13 protein-coding genes and 2 tRNA genes are annotated in these 14346 nt (G+C 63.6%); 8 read left to right on the forward strand and 7 right to left on the reverse strand.

Features of this window, described 5'->3' with window-relative positions; all coding sequences use genetic code 11:
* Position 1: 1 nt before the first annotated feature.
* The 4 genes from V5B59_RS23725 to V5B59_RS23740 form a co-directional block, all read right to left on the reverse strand.
* A tRNA-Arg gene (locus V5B59_RS23725) sits at positions 2 to 78 on the reverse strand.
* 69 nt (positions 79 to 147) lie between these two features.
* A tRNA-Pro gene (locus V5B59_RS23730) sits at positions 148 to 224 on the reverse strand.
* Between the two features lie 36 nt (positions 225 to 260).
* Positions 261 to 749, reverse strand: coding sequence for a putative toxin-antitoxin system toxin component, PIN family (locus tag V5B59_RS23735; protein WP_248595010.1), 489 nt, complete (start codon positions 747 to 749; stop codon positions 261 to 263).
* Between the two features lie 4 nt (positions 750 to 753).
* Positions 754 to 1896 carry an NAD(P)/FAD-dependent oxidoreductase gene (locus V5B59_RS23740; RefSeq protein ID WP_034913982.1) on the reverse strand — a complete coding sequence of 381 codons (1143 nt, stop codon included), beginning with the start codon at positions 1894 to 1896 and terminating at the stop codon, positions 754 to 756.
* 152 nt (positions 1897 to 2048) lie between these two features.
* Between V5B59_RS23740 and V5B59_RS23745 the strand changes: the two genes are divergently transcribed.
* The 6 genes from V5B59_RS23745 (at position 2049) to V5B59_RS23770 (ending at position 6006) form a co-directional block, all read left to right on the forward strand.
* Positions 2049 to 2636: a DUF1415 domain-containing protein gene (locus V5B59_RS23745; protein ID WP_034913979.1), complete on the forward strand. Its 588-nt coding sequence runs from the start codon at positions 2049 to 2051 to the stop codon at positions 2634 to 2636.
* A 39-nt stretch (positions 2637 to 2675) separates the two neighbouring features.
* On the forward strand, positions 2676 to 3230 hold the full coding sequence (locus V5B59_RS23750) for a DUF924 family protein (protein WP_034913977.1): 555 nt from the start codon (positions 2676 to 2678) through the stop codon (positions 3228 to 3230).
* Between the two features lie 21 nt (positions 3231 to 3251).
* Positions 3252 to 3665 carry a secondary thiamine-phosphate synthase enzyme YjbQ gene (locus V5B59_RS23755; RefSeq protein WP_034913974.1) on the forward strand — a complete coding sequence of 138 codons (414 nt, stop codon included), beginning with the start codon at positions 3252 to 3254 and terminating at the stop codon, positions 3663 to 3665.
* 90 nt (positions 3666 to 3755) lie between these two features.
* On the forward strand, positions 3756 to 4640 hold the full coding sequence (locus tag V5B59_RS23760; RefSeq protein WP_332352399.1) for an NAD(P)-dependent oxidoreductase: 885 nt from the start codon (positions 3756 to 3758) through the stop codon (positions 4638 to 4640).
* A complete protein-coding gene (locus V5B59_RS23765; protein ID WP_034913967.1) occupies positions 4640 to 5515 on the forward strand; it encodes an NAD(P)-dependent oxidoreductase in 876 nt (291 codons plus the stop codon). Before V5B59_RS23760 ends, V5B59_RS23765 begins: the two co-directional genes overlap by 1 nt.
* On the forward strand, positions 5512 to 6006 hold the full coding sequence (locus tag V5B59_RS23770; protein WP_034913964.1) for an LEA type 2 family protein: 495 nt from the start codon (positions 5512 to 5514) through the stop codon (positions 6004 to 6006). The genes V5B59_RS23765 and V5B59_RS23770 overlap by 4 nt, the downstream gene beginning before the upstream one ends.
* Before the next feature lie 521 nt (positions 6007 to 6527).
* Here the strand turns inward: V5B59_RS23770 and V5B59_RS23775 are convergent.
* From V5B59_RS23775 to V5B59_RS23785, 3 genes are all read right to left on the reverse strand, one after another.
* Positions 6528 to 9359 carry an Hsp70 family protein gene (locus tag V5B59_RS23775; protein ID WP_169071474.1) on the reverse strand — a complete coding sequence of 944 codons (2832 nt, stop codon included), beginning with the start codon at positions 9357 to 9359 and terminating at the stop codon, positions 6528 to 6530.
* A 17-nt stretch (positions 9360 to 9376) separates the two neighbouring features.
* Positions 9377 to 11242 (reverse strand): bifunctional metallophosphatase/5'-nucleotidase, encoded by a 1866-nt coding sequence (locus V5B59_RS23780; RefSeq protein ID WP_169071473.1) that lies wholly within the window; start codon positions 11240 to 11242, stop codon positions 9377 to 9379.
* Positions 11243 to 11450: 208 nt separating this feature from the next.
* Positions 11451 to 12422: a transposase gene (locus V5B59_RS23785; RefSeq protein ID WP_332351565.1), complete on the reverse strand. Its 972-nt coding sequence runs from the start codon at positions 12420 to 12422 to the stop codon at positions 11451 to 11453.
* Between the two features lie 598 nt (positions 12423 to 13020).
* Here V5B59_RS23785 and lysM point away from each other — a divergent pair.
* Positions 13021 to 13533, forward strand: a complete 513-nt coding sequence (lysM, locus tag V5B59_RS23790) for a peptidoglycan-binding protein LysM (RefSeq protein WP_332352400.1) — start codon at positions 13021 to 13023, stop codon at positions 13531 to 13533.
* Positions 13534 to 13657: 124 nt separating this feature from the next.
* Positions 13658 to 14236: an NnrU family protein gene (locus V5B59_RS23795; RefSeq protein ID WP_034916768.1), complete on the forward strand. Its 579-nt coding sequence runs from the start codon at positions 13658 to 13660 to the stop codon at positions 14234 to 14236.
* Positions 14237 to 14346 lie beyond the last annotated feature (110 nt).

The raw sequence follows: 14346 nt of genomic DNA on the forward strand, positions 1-14346 counted from the left end.
TTGGCGCGCCCGGCGAGACTCGAACTCACGACCCCCGGCTTAGAAGGCCGGTGCTCTATCCGGTTGAGCTACGGGCGCGAGTACGACATGGCCTGGCAACTGTTTCCTGCTACCTCTTGATACATTTGCAACAGGCACTTGTTCAACTGGTCGGGGCGGTGGGATTCGAACTCACGACCCTCTGCTCCCAAAGCAGATGCGCTACCAGGCTGCGCTACGCCCCGAGAAAGCGTGCATTCTACAATCTGGCACCCCGATGGTCAATGACGCGTGCCTGCATTTTGGCAATCAGCAAACCGTGGCGCGACTGCTCCGCCTGCAAACAGCGCGCTGGCGGCCTCCGTCGTGACGATCGCGTAGGGAACGGGCAGACGGCGGTGGCGGGCGAGCTGCAGGAGCAGCCGGTCGCGGGTAATCAGCAGGTCGGCGCGGCAGCGTAGCGCGAGGATCAGGAACTTCTGGTCGTCGCTGTCGCGGCAGCGGGGCAGGGGGTAGGCTTCGATCTCGTCGCTATCGTCGCTATCGCAGGTGCTGGTGAAACTGCGGTAGCGCTCCAGAAGTGCCCCTTGCGCAGCGGCATCGAGTCCGAACTGCGGGTAGGCACTGACGCGCTTCAGTTCGGACAGGCAATGGCGATCGGTGAAGCAGCGCAGGGCGCCGCGCGTGATCGCGTACTGCAGCGCTTGCGTCTGCGGGTCGGCGAAGTGCAGGAGGTCCAGCACGATATTGGTATCGAGGACCGCGCGCATGTTCTCAGCCGGCATACCGTCCGGTCGCGACGTCAGCAACGTACTCGGCGATTGCCAGAGAGGCCGTCAGCCCCGGCGATTCGATGCCGAACAGGTTGATCAGGCCGGGGATGCCATGCTGCGCTGGCCCCTGGAGCAAGAAATCGCCGGGAGGATCCGAGCGACCAGCGATCTTCGGGCGGATGCCGGCATAAGCCGGTGCCAGCGCCGCTACGGGCAATCCTGGCCAGTAGCGGCGAATTTCGGCAGCGAAGGTGTCAGCGCGTGTCGGGTCGACACGGTAGTCCAGTGCGCCGATCGGCTGCCCTGGCGTGGGTGGCGGCAACCACTCGACGTCCGGGCCGAAGCGTGCCTGCCCGCCGAGATCGATCGTCAGATGAATCCCCAGGCCGCCGTTCCCGGGCAGCGGATAGATCAGCCGCGAGAAGGGCGAGCGGCCACTGAGGGCATAGTAGTTGCCTTTGGCATGATGGCTCACTGGCAGCAGCGCTGCCGGAAAACCGGCGAGCGAAGCGGCGACTTCGGGTGCCCAGAGGCCGGCGGCATTGATTACCGTGGCGGTTGTAAAGCGCAGACTGTCGCTGCCGCCACTTTCGAGGATGAAGCCGTGGGTCTCGATGGAGCCGCTGCAGAACGGGCTGCGCAGAGCCAGCCAGGCGCCGGCACGTTCGGCATCGCCGAGCAGCGCTCGCATCAGGGCGCGGCTGTCGATGATGCCGGTGGAGGGAGAGAGCAGGGCAGCGCTGCAGGTCAGTGCGGGTTCGAGGGCGCGTGCCTCGGCTGCGCTCAGCAGGCGCAGGTCGTCGACACCGTTCAGCTGACCCTGCTGCTGCAGCGCGGCAAGTTTGTCTTCCTGCGCTGTCGAGGTGGCGACGATCAGCTTGCCACAGCGCCGGTGGCTGATGCCGTGCGTAGCGCAGAATCCGTAGAGTTTCCGCTGGCCGACAACGCACAGCGCTGCCTTGAGCGAGCCCGTCGGGTAATACAGCCCGGCGTGGATCACTTCACTGTTGCGGGCGCTGGTTTCGCTGCCGAAAGTGTCGTTGCGTTCGAGAATCACGGTCTCGATGCCCCGCCGTGCCAGCGTGCGGGCGCAGGCCAGGCCGACCACCCCGGCGCCGATGACGACCGCTGCAACGCTTTCCATGGCGCACTCGCACGCGACAAAGCTGTATTGTAATCCCCTGGCCTGGTCGCCGATGAGATGCGCTGGCGATGGCTGCGCTTTGCCTCATCCGACGCGAATCGCTACACTGGCGCGCATCGTAGTACGACAGCCCGAGGAGCCAGTAGCGGACCATGTCCAAGATCCGACACCAGAACATCCCCAGCCACGATCAAGTCATCGCCGTCACTCGCCAGTGGCTCGAAAGGGCAGTGATTGGCCTCAACCTCTGTCCTTTTGCCAAGGGCGTTCATGTCAAGGGGCAGGTGCGTTACGTGGTCAGCGATGCGCGCGATGAGGAGAGCCTGCTTCTTGACATGGATCGCGAGTTGCACGCGCTCCAGGCGGCAGCGCCGGAAGAGGTGGATACGACACTACTGATTCACCCCGGTGTGCTTGATGCCTTCGAGGATTTCACCTGCTTTCTCGGTCTTGTCGATGTGCTGTTGAAAACGAAGCGTCTGCGCGGCGTGTTGCAGGTGGCCAGCTTTCATCCGGACTACGCCTTTGTCGACACCGATCATGACGACGTGACCAACTATACCAACCGTTCGCCCTTCCCGATCCTGCACCTGCTGCGTGAAGCCAGCATCGATCGCGCCGTCGCAGCCATTCCCGACGCGGCGGCAATCTACGAGCGCAATATGCAGACGCTCAGGGAACTCGGCCACGACGGCTGGCGCGAGTTGGGTGTCGGCGCGCCTGCTCGCGGAAAGGCATAGGCTGCCGATGGCCATCATCTGGCGTATGGGAACAGGAGTATGGCGATGACGCCCGCAGCCATTCTGCACTTCTGGTTCGAAGAGACGACGCCGGCGCAGTGGTGGGCGAAATCGGAGGACTTCGACCGGCTGGTCGAGGCACGTTTTGGCGCCCTGCATGCGGCGGCGCTACGCTGCGAACTGTACGCGTGGCGCCAGGGTGCCGATGCTGCCGATGGGCGGCTGGCCGAGATCATTGTCCTCGACCAGTTCTCCCGCAACCTCTTTCGCGATCGTCCCGAGGCTTTTGCTGCCGACGGCATGGCGCTGGTGCTCGCCCAGGAAGCGGTCGCCGCCGGCCTGGACCAGGCCCTTGCACCGACGCGCCGAGCTTTTCTCTATCTGCCGTACATGCACAGCGAGTCAGCGGCAATACACGCGCTGGCGGTCAGGCTGTTCGCTGCGCCGGGAATGGAACATAACCTCGACTTCGAACTCCGACACCAGGCGATCATCGAGCGCTTCGGGCGTTACCCGCACCGCAACGCGATTCTCGGCCGCACGTCGACGGATGCTGAAATTGAATTCCTCAAGACACCAGGTTCTGCCTTCTAGGCACCGGCTAAGGAGTGCTACATGGCTTATCAGGAAAGCTTTGATGTCCACACCCGCGGGCGCGGCAGCATCGAGATTACAGCCGAGGTGGCCCGCATCGTTCGCGCCGCCGGCTTGTCGATCGGCATTGCGCACGTCTTTGTCCAGCATACCAGCTGTTCGCTGGTGCTCACCGAGAACGCCGACCCCTCGGTGCGCCGTGACCTCGAAACCCTGGCCAGCCGCTGGGCACCCGACGGCGATCCGGCTTATCTGCACGATGACGAGGGCGATGACGACATGGCCGCGCATGCCCGCAACATCCTGGCCGGCAGCTCGGTGATGGTTCCGATCGGCAAGAGCGAGCTACGCCTCGGTACCTGGCAGGGAATCTATCTCTGGGAACACCGGACGTGGGCGCATCGGCGCAGTGTCGTGGTGACGGTCCTGGCCTGAAGGCGAAAGCCCTGGCCAGCCGTCACTGGATTATTGCTACACTGTTGCTACACTGCACAGCTCGATCTGGTCATCACAACAGGAGCAGCAATGAAAATCGGATTCATCGGTTTGGGTATCATGGGGCGTCCGATGGCGCTGAACCTCATGCACGGGGGGCACCCGCTCACGGTCTGGGCGCGGCGTGCCGAGTCGATGCAGCCCTTGCTGGACGCCGGTGCCGGTGCCGCGGTCAGCCCTGCGGGGGTGGCCGAGGTGGTCGATGTGGTGATCTCGATGGTCGCCGACGCGCCCGATGTCGAACAGGTGATGCTTGGCGAACGGGGGGTGGCGAGTGCCGGCAGAAGCGGCCTGATCGCTGTCGATATGAGTACCATTCGGCCGGCGGCCGCGCGCGACATCGGCGCGCGCCTGCTCGCGCAGGGCATCGATTTTCTCGACGCTCCGGTCTCCGGAGGCGAGGTGGGAGCCATCGCCGGCACGCTGTCGATCATGGTCGGCGGCCAGGTGACTGCTTTCGATCGCGCGCGACCGGCGTTCGCCTGCATGGGCAGGAACATCGTGCATGTGGGCGATGTGGGTGCCGGACAGGTGGCCAAGGCAGCCAACCAGATCGTTACCGGCGTCGGTGTGCTGACCGTCGCCGAGGCGCTCAATTTCGCGGCCAGGAGCGGCGTCGACCCGGCCAGGGTACGCGAAGCGCTGCTGGGTGGTTTCGCCTATTCGAAGATTCTCGAGAATCACGGCCAGCGCATGCTGGACCGCAACTTCAAACCGGGTTTCAAGTCCTGGATGCATCAGAAGGACATGAACATCGTCATGCAGAGTGCGCACGAGCTGGGCCTGTGCCTGCCGGTGTCGGCAGCGACGGCACAGATGTATAACGCGATGGTCGGTTCAGGACTTGGCGAGGAGGACTCGATTGCCATTCTCAAGCTGCTCGAGCGCCTGTCGGGTGGCGAGGGAGACACCTGATGCGGCTCGGTTTCATCGGCCTTGGTGTGATGGGCCGGCCGATGGCGCTGCATCTGTTGCATGCCGGGCATCAGGTCGCGCTCTGGGCACGGCGTCCCGCGTCCTGCCAGCCCTTGCTGGCTGCTGGAGCGTTGCACTGCGCATCGGCGGCGGCAGTCGCAGGGTGCTCCGAGGTGGTATTCACGATGGTCACCGCCGGTGCCGACGTCGAGCACCTGACGCTCGGCGAGGATGGCTTGCTGGCGGGATTCGCTCCGGGCTCGATCCTGGTGGACATGAGCACCATCGCGCCGCAAACGGCACGCTCGCTGGCCGAACGTCTGTCCCGGTCGGGCGTCGACATGCTCGATGCGCCGGTTTCCGGCGGCGAGCAGGGGGCGATCGCGGCGACGCTGGCGATCATGGTTGGCGGCAAGGCAGCGGTGCTCGAACGGGTGCGGCCCCTCCTCGCACTGCTCGGCAGGTCTGTCGTGCATGTCGGTGAGCACGGCGCCGGGCAGGTCGCCAAGCTGTGCAATCAGATGCTGATGGTCGCGGCAATTCAGGCGGTGGCCGAGGCGCTGCACCTGAGCCGTGCTGCCGGAGCTGATCCGGCCAGGGTGCGACAGGCGTTGCTCGGTGGTTCAGCCGGCAGCCGTGTGCTGGAAGTGATGGGTGGGAGAATGGTCGATCGGGACTTCGTTGCCGGGGTCGAGGCCCGCCTACATCACAAGGATTACCGCATCGTCATCGGCGAAGCCCATCGTCTCGGGGTTCCCCTGCCGGTTGCCGCGCAGGTCGATCAGCAACTCAATGCCCTGATGGCGCAGGGCTGGGGGCGTGCGGATACGGCGTCGTTGTTGCGGGTTCTGGAAGCCGCTGGCCAGTGCTCATGAGAAGCTGTCTGGCGATCGTGTCGATCGCTGTGTTGAGCGCTTGTGCCGGACTCGGAAGCTTTTCACAAAAGCCCGAGGTCAGCGTTGCCGGACTGAATCTGGTGCAACTGGGCCTGTTCGAACAACGTTTTTTGCTCAAATTGCGAATCCAGAATCCGAATGATGTGGAATTGCCGATCAATGGCCTGAACTTCGAGATCGAACTCAATGGACAAGCATTCATCAAGGGTCTGTCGGACAAGGCGGTCAGCGTCCCGCGATTTGGCGAAGCGGTCCTCGAGGTGATGGCCACCAGTACGCTGGGCAGCACCCTGAAACAGCTTCGCGATTTGCAGAAGGGCGGCCGGGAGCGGGTCGACTACCGGATCGTAGGACGCATCAATGTTTCCGGTTTGGGCAATGTTCCCTTCGAACGGCGCGGCGACCTGCAGATGCCGGCGGTCGACCATTCTCCTCGGAAATCGCTTCCTCCCGGTTCAGACCGGACCTGATGATTGGGTGGGTCTCAAAAAGTCATGACCGTTAGCTCAAGGAAATGATCACCTTGTCCCACCCCGAACCGTCGTCTTCACGGTTTTCGTCGCGCTGACATGCAAGCGCCGCCAGCCGCGCTTCGACTGCCGCGATGGATTCTCCTGTCAACTGAAACCTGCGCCGGTCACTGCCGCAGCGGCGTTCAGCCACTCCAGTCGGTGGACCGGAATTACATTGGCGGCGATCTCCGCCCCTGTTCGCGCGCATGGCTCACTCCTTGAAAACATCCCGGTGAAGGCTTCCGCTGCTTTTGCCAAGGCAGTCAGCGGGTTCCTCTGGTGGCCATTATCCGGAAAACGAGCGTTCGATGTCAATCCGGCGAGCGCCTCTCGGGAAGCTGCGAGTCGTTCGTAAGTGGCTAAGTTAATGATATTTATGCTCAGTGACCCCGGCGCGGGTGCGGGCTGATGGCGCCGGCGGGTGCTGCTGCACGAGCGGTTCGACGGCCTGTCGAAGCCTGCCCTCTGAATCGATTTGACTAGCTTGCCGGGTGCTCCGAAGTCGCTGCGGTGCTCACTGTTCGTGCGCTTCCGGCTCCCTGCAGCAGTCTCAATCCTGCTGGCAGGGACTCGCCGAAAGCGCGGCGTTCGTCGGCCTTGTCGAGTTCGACGACACTCTGCACCTGCCTGACCCAGGTAACACTGGCATTGATCGATAGCAGACGCGCGAGTACCGCTGCGCGGATGTCGTCTGGCAGGTCGCGAGCACGGTCGCCGGTCAGGCGGGCGATTTGCGTTGCCGCGAAAGCTGCGGGCTCGACCTTTTTCCAGTCCAGCGCCAGCAGGGCTTGCAGCCAGCGGCCGGCGACCTCGGCCGGGATTACCTGGTGGGTGCTGCCATAGAGCGACTGGCGGGCGCCGATGCGGCCGATCGCCCACCAGCCGAGTGTTTTCTCCGAGTTCTTGCGCAAGCGTTCGAGCAGCCATTCACCGACTTCGAGCTTGCGTTCGACAGGTAGTCGTTCGAGCGAGGCGACAAGGCGCAGCATGTCGTCGTGACTGCCGGCGATGGTTGCTGCCAGGCGGCTGCGGCTCTTCGTCGGCTCGGCACGCAGCCAGGGCCCGAGTTCGGCCAGGAGCTGCTCCTGAACGGCAGCCGGCAGACCGCCTGCAGCTCGTCGCCACAGGGTCCACCATTCCGACCAGTTCTGGCTCTCGTTCACATACTGGATTCCCTGTGGGAACAAGTCGCAGAGTTGCTCGATCCGCCACTCGTCGAGCGCGTAGCCGAGGCCGGGGCGCAGGCAGAAACCGGCCAGATTGAGCCACAGGCGTTCATGCTCCGGTGAACGCCGGCGGCGCCGCGCGCGCTGCAACAGGATGTCGAACAGCGCGCGCAGCAGCGGCATTTCCCAGTCCTCGCGTTTGCCGAGCAGATGCTCGATCTGGCCGCGCAGACGGCGCACTTCCTTGCTTTCGACCGGTTGCGAACTGGCCCCGAAAATACGCTCGATGCACTGCACGGCGTCAGCGAAACGTGCCGGCAGGACTGCCGACGATACCACCGTGCTGCCGTCGTCGCCACGCAACTGGAATTCGAGCAGCCAGCGACGGGCGGCATCTTCAACGCCGACGCAGTGAATTTCGAGGGTGCCGACTTCGGTCATGGCGGTGCTCAGTTGCACGCGCACTTCGCGCTGGCTGCTGCCGGCCTGCGTCTGCACGACGGTGGCGATCGGCGGCAGGCGAATGAAATCCTCGTCGTCGAGAGGGGCGATTTCGCCCGGCAGATAAGGGGTATCGGCCACCGACGAAGCAAGGTGAAAGCGTACCGGCTGGCCGAGGCGCAGGCTGAAGATGCGCTCGGGCAGCCGGATTTCGTGCCCTTCTTCCGTACCACGCGGCAGCAGGCAGATGCCGCGCCGCTGCTGGCCTTGATCTTCGAGAAGCAGGAAGTAGCTGCGTGCCGATCCGCCGCCGATTTGCCGCCCATGTTCCTGGCGGATCAGCGCGTAAGCGACTGCACCGCGGGCCACGGCGACATCAGGGTTATCATTGTGCAGGATGCGCAGCGCTGCACCGCGCCAGTCGCCCAGGGTGCACTGCAGACGTTCGGCAAGGGCATCAGCGCGGAAAACGCCGCCGTTGAACAGCAGCGTATCGGGTATTGGCAGGCGGCCTGGCTCGCCGCCTGGGTCGGCGGCGTCGCCGAGCGCCTGACGCGCAGCCTGCGCGTGTCTTCTGAGGAAGGCGGCGACGTGGCGTGTAATCGCCGGGTCGGCGGGGTAGGGCAGCCCGAACTCGACGATCGCGGCACGTCGCTGCTGAACGGGCGCATCGGGCGGCACGCGCGGGAAGAAGCCATCGACGATCACCTGCAGGACTTCATCGCGCTTCAGTTCGACCGTTCGCGCGCCGCCGATCAGCCGCGAACCGCCACCGAGCAGGGTCAGTTGCACCGCCTCGGGTGCGCCGGCGGCCAGCAGTTGTTCCTTGGCCATCCGGCAGCGCGCCGTCAGTTGCGAAAAGCGCGGCGCTGACAGGCGACCTTCGCTGGCCGGCAAGCGCGACTCGACGAGGTGCGCGAGCGCGAGATCCATATTGTCGCCACCGAGCATCAGGTGGTCGCCGACGCCAATGCGGGTGAGTACCGGCTCGCCGTCCTGGATTGCCACCTGGATCAGCGTCAGATCGGTGGTGCCGCCGCCGACGTCGCAGACCATCAGCAGCCGCGTTGCCGCGAGTTCATCGGCCAGGCTCTGCTGGTGGCGGAACAGCCAGTCGTAGAAAGCCGCTTGTGGTTCCTCGAGCAGGCGCAGATTGGCCAGGCCGGCTTGCCGCGCGGCTTCGAGTGTCAGCGCGCGTGCGCCTTCGTCGAAGGAGGCCGGGATGGTCAGGATCAGCTGTTGCTGCTCGAGTGGTGCTTTCGGAAAACGGTGCTGCCAGGCGGCGCGAACATGCGCGAGATAACTCGCGCTGGCCACTACTGGCGAGACCTTGGCGACCCCGTCTTCGGCGCCCCACGGCAGGATCGGCGCCAGGCGGTCGACTGCGGCGTGCGACAGCCAGCTCTTGGCGCTGGCGACCAGCCGACCGGGAACCTGTGCCCCGAGTTCGAGCGCCAGGCGGCCGGTGACCAGCGGCGCGTCGCCTTCCTCGGTTGCCCACGGCAATTGCAGATCACCCGGGCTGATCTCGCCGGGCGCCGGATGGAAACGCACCGAAGGCAGCAAGGGTCGCGCGGCCACCTGGCCAGGACCGACCAGTTGCTCGATTTCGAACAGTTCGACTTGCCGCTTGCCGGGCGCGCTGTAAGCGACGACCGTGTTGCTGGTCCCGAGATCGATGCCGACGATATATTGTTTTTTCATTGTACGGATGGCTTCTCTCAGGGCAGCACCCTGCCGTCGCGACCGATCACCCGTTGGTGGCTGTAATCGGCTGCGGCCGGTCGGCTGACGGTGCCGCGCGCCAGCAGGTAATCGACGAAGGTTTGCGTGTAGTTGAGATAGGTGTTCACGCTGTGGCCGGTCTGATGAATCCTGCCAAGCGTCGTATAACCGTCGCTGCCGGTCGCGAGGTAATCGCTGGTCACCACGGTATAACTGCCTTGTGGGTCGATTGCCTGCCAGATTCCGCTGTCCTTGCGCTGCACCTCGATGGCGCTGAAGCGGTGGCCACGCGGCTGCGACAGGTCGAGCTGCCAGCGCAGGCCGGCGGCGTAGGGGTGAGAGCCGTCCGATCCGCCCCGATCGAGATAATTGCCGACGGCGTCTTCGAGCACCTCGGCGACCTGGCTGCCACTGAGCTGCAGTTCGAAAAGCACGTTGCTGTAGGGCAGCACCGTGTACGCGGTGTTGAAACTGACTTCGCCCTGCGGCAGCGCGCTGCGGATGCCGCCGCCGTTCTGCAGGGCGATGTCGGCGAGCCTGCTCGCCTGCCGGTAAGCGATGGCGACGGCCTGCGCAATGTCGCTGCCGCGTGCCAGCGTGTTGGCCTGCTCGCAGCCGGCGACGCCACTGCTGCGGTTGGTCGATTCGCCGGGTACGCGCACCAGGCACAGCGATTCGCTGGCGATGCCGATCTGCTGCTTTTTCAGGTCTTCGAGGCGGCCGGCAAAGCGGGTGAGAGTCGCCTGCGCGAGCGGGTCGGCGGTGAGCACGCGCGCGCCGCCGGATTCCTGCAACGCTTGGACGATGCGCGCGCGCGTGGCCGCGTCGACGGCGACGAAAGCGCCGCTGGCATCCTTCTGCCGAAAATCGTCGCCGATCGGCAGGGTCACCTCGCCGCGGCAGCTCTCGACGCGGCCTTGCGCATCGAAGCGAACCTGCAGCAGGCCGAAAGCCTTGGCGTATTCCCAGGCCTGGCCGATACAGACGGGGTCGCCGTCGCGGTTGCGGACGACCGTCGGGTAGGGGCCAGAAGAAGCGTCGATCCCGATCGCTGAAAAATCGCCGAGCAGGGTATGCGAGTCGCCACCGATGATCACGTCTACGTCACTGAGCTGCGCGGCCATCGCCACGTCGGCTGCGTAGCCCTGGTGGGTGAGCAGGACGATGTGGCGGATGCCCTGCGCGCGCAGCCGCTCGATGTATTTCTGCGCGCTGGCGACCTCGTCTGCGAAGCGCGTGCTCGCTAGCGGTCGCGAGGAATTCATCGTCTTGCCGCGCACTTCGATGCCGATGATGCCGACGGTGACGTTGCCGAATGACTTGAGCAGATAGGGTTGCAGATAGTCATTGGCGGCGGCCGGCGCGAGCGGGCTGCCGATCGCCGCTTCGACGTTGGCGGCGAGAACGCTGGTCTGGCAGGGGCCGTTGCGCAAGTCATCGAGAAAGCGCCGCAGGCCGGCGTCGCCTTCGTCGAACTCGTGGTTGCCCAGTTCGAAAGCGTCGAAGCAGACGCTGTTCATCAGCGCCGCGTCGGCCTCGCCCTGATAGAGGGTATGGTAGAGGGTGCCGGTCATCGCGTCGCCGGCGTGCAGCTTCAACAGGTTCGGCAGACCCTGGCTGGCTTTGAACAGCGTCGTCAGGCGAGGAAAACCGCCGGCCTCGACGCGCGTCGGAACCCCCTTGATGCTGATCTCGAAGTCGGGAGTGGCTTCGAGGTGCGAATGGTGGTCGTTGATGTGCGCGATGTGGATTTCGAGGGCGCTCGCCGGGAGCGGGGCGGGGAGCGGCGCGGTTTGGCAGGCGCTTAAGGAAAGTGCCAGGGCGAGCAGGCTGGCCGAGCAGGAGATCAGCATTTGGCGCATGCGGGCGGATCCGGGGGCAGGTTGAGCGAGTTGGCGAGTGTCGCACACACCGGCGCACCGCAGCAATGCGCTCGCCATCGCTGGCTGGGCTGGCAGCGGGGGGCATGCACTGCCTTACTATGAAAGTCGCGAGCGACTCTCGAATCTCCCCTCCCCCCTCGCGGGGGAGGGGTTGGGGGAGAGCAACTGTGTTCCCAGTCAAGCTTTTTTAGGCGCATTTTGCATGCTCTGGATTCCACGGAATACCCGATTTGACTATGGCGTTCATGATCGTCAGCATCTTGTGCATGCAAGCGACCAGCGCGACTTTTTTGAGTTTTCCGTTAGCAAGCAAACGTTCATAAAAGGTCTTGATGACGGGGTTGTAACGTATGGCACTTAAGGCCGCCATGTATAAAGCGGTACGGACCGTCGCTCGACCACCCCAGGTGATGCGCTTACCCTTGTGGCGACCACTGTCCGCGTTTAATGGAGCGACTCCGACCAACTTGCCAATCTGCGCATGGGTGAGTTGGCCCAACTCAGGCAATGCCCCCATCAGACTCGCTTGCGTACACGGTCCGACCCCTTTGAAGCCTTTGAACAAAGCGAGCTTCTCGGCAAAATGCTCTTTCAGCATGCCAGCCATGCTTTTATCAACCGCCACGATCTGTCGATCCAGTATTTTGAGGACTGCCTTGATGCTCTTGTGTTGCGAACCATGGCTCAGGGCCAATCGGTTTCCTTCCGCCACGCGCATGCCAATGAGCTGGTTGTGGCGTACAAGCAAGGCTTCCAACGCCTCCTGGTTGGCATCGGGCAGTTTCATCAACAGCCGTTCCCGCTGCGCCGATTGGTGCAGTGTCCGCGCAAAGTGCGACAGGACTCGCGCATCAATGGCGTCCGTCTTGGAAAGGTATCCCATGGATTTGGCAAAGTCTCGCGCCTGCCTCGGATTGACCACCATCACCGGCAGCCCGGCCGCACAGAGTGCCGCCGCCACCTGGCGCTCGAAGCCTCCCGTGGCCTCCAATACGATCGCCCCAATCTCCTCAGAACGTGGAACGAGCTCTTTGACCAACGCCGCTATATCAGCGTCAGCATTGGCAATGCATTGGGTTTTTGATTGGTCGTCTAAAGCGATCTCCAGCGTGTCTTTGGAAACGTCAATACCCACAAACGTTGATTCAGAAGCGTTCATCTATAGCCATCCTTGCAAATACGTGGTCACGGCTTTCCGGCACGTGCCAACCAGCAACTGTTCGGTATTCAGACAAACGGCTGACAATGCACGCCAAGTGCTCTCCCACGGGCTTGATGTCCCAGAGGGGCGTCGGGCTGTGCGTCGCCTTCCGAACTCGTTTCCACCACACCTCCGTGGCACTCTACGACCTAAACCTTGGGGCTCTGCCCCAAACCCCGCACTCGCCGTGAGGCAGCGGCCGGGGATGATCAACCCCTCCCCAGCCCCTGCCTCAAGTGTACTTGGCTTACAGGATGTCAAGAGGCTTTCGCGGCATAAACGCAAGAGAAAAATACCTCTCTCGCATTTATTCCACGGTCCTCTTGACACCCTTCCAGCCATGACTTCATCTCCTCTCTTGAACGAACGAAAAACCACAAAACGAAGCATACAAGGGGAAACGGTCATGACTTTCATCATCGGGGGTGTCCTGCAAAGTCATGACCGTTTGAGAATGCTTTCAGAGCTGCTAGACTGGTTTGGGTCTGCCAACGAGGGTAGCCATCAATCGTGGTTTCCGGCGCCAGCATGCGCCGCTTTTTCAGGAGAGAAGGACATGGGTTTTTTTGATTTCGTCAAGGAAGCAGGCGAGAAGCTTTTTCATGCCAAAGATACCGAAGCGGCGTCGGCCGAACTGGCCAGTGCTCCCGATGACGAGGCGGCCAAGGCGCGCCTCGACGAGCTGAACCGTACCGCCGCGGACGCGATCGAGGCCTACATCAACACCCAGAACCTGCCGGTGACCGGCCTGACGGTGACTTTTGACGGTGCAAGCGGAACGGCGACGGTCTTCGGAGTCGCCGGCGACCAGGCCAGCAAGGAGAAAATCCTCCTCTGCTGCGGCAACGTCACCGGTGTATCGCAGGTCAACGACATGCTGTCGGTCGATCAGAGCGAACCTGAAGCGACCTTCTACACCGTCGTCGCCGGCGACAATCTGTCGAAGATCGCCAAACAGCACTACGACAACGCCAACAAGTACCCGCTGATCTTCGAAGCCAACAAGCCGATGTTGACTCACCCGGACAAAATCTATCCCGGCCAGGTGCTGCGCATTCCGCCGGAGTAATCGAGCCATCAACGAGGCACTCAATACCCTGTCTGCCGCACCGATCGATCTGCAAGTGCGCACCCTGTTGTTCCAGCATGCTGAGCAACCCTGACAGCGCGTCATCGAAGGCCGGGAGACCGTCATGAGCTATCTCGTCATCGGACTGATCATTTTCCTCGGCGCTCATTCGCTACGCATCGTCGCCGGCGACTGGCGCGATGCTCAACTCGCCCGGCTCGGCGAAATGCGCTGGAAAGGCGTTTTCTCGCTCGTCTCGGCGCTCGGGTTGGCGCTGATCATCTGGGGTTATGGCCTGGCACACGTGGATTCCCCGGTCCTCTGGCTGGCGCCGCGCGGGATTCGCCACCTGGCCGCCCTGCTGACCCTGCCGGCGTTCATTCTGCTGGTCGCCGCCTTCGTGCCCGGCAGCCACATCCAGGCAAAGGTCGGCCATCCGATGGTCGCCGGTGTCAAGCTCTGGGCATTGGCACATCTGCTGGCCAACGGCAGTCTGGCCGACGCGACCCTGTTCGGCGCCTTCCTCGTCTGGGCCGTGGCGAGTTTCGTCTCGTTGCGGCGCCGCGACCGGATTGCCGGACGGACCTACCCGGTGCGCGGCTGGGCCAGCGATGCGCTGGTGCTCGGCATTGGCCTCGTCAGCTGGCTGGGCTTTGCCTTCTACGGCCATGCCTGGCTGATCGGCGTAAAGCCTTTCGGCTAACGGTCATGACTTTTCCAGGCACCCCCGATCATGAAAGTCATGACCATTCCCCTCTCCCCCGACCCCTCCCCCACGAGTGGGGAGGGGAGATTCGTGAGTCGCTGACGCGA

It is taken from the genome of Candidatus Accumulibacter contiguus (assembly GCF_036625285.1).
Classification (GTDB): domain Bacteria; phylum Pseudomonadota; class Gammaproteobacteria; order Burkholderiales; family Rhodocyclaceae; genus Accumulibacter; species Accumulibacter contiguus.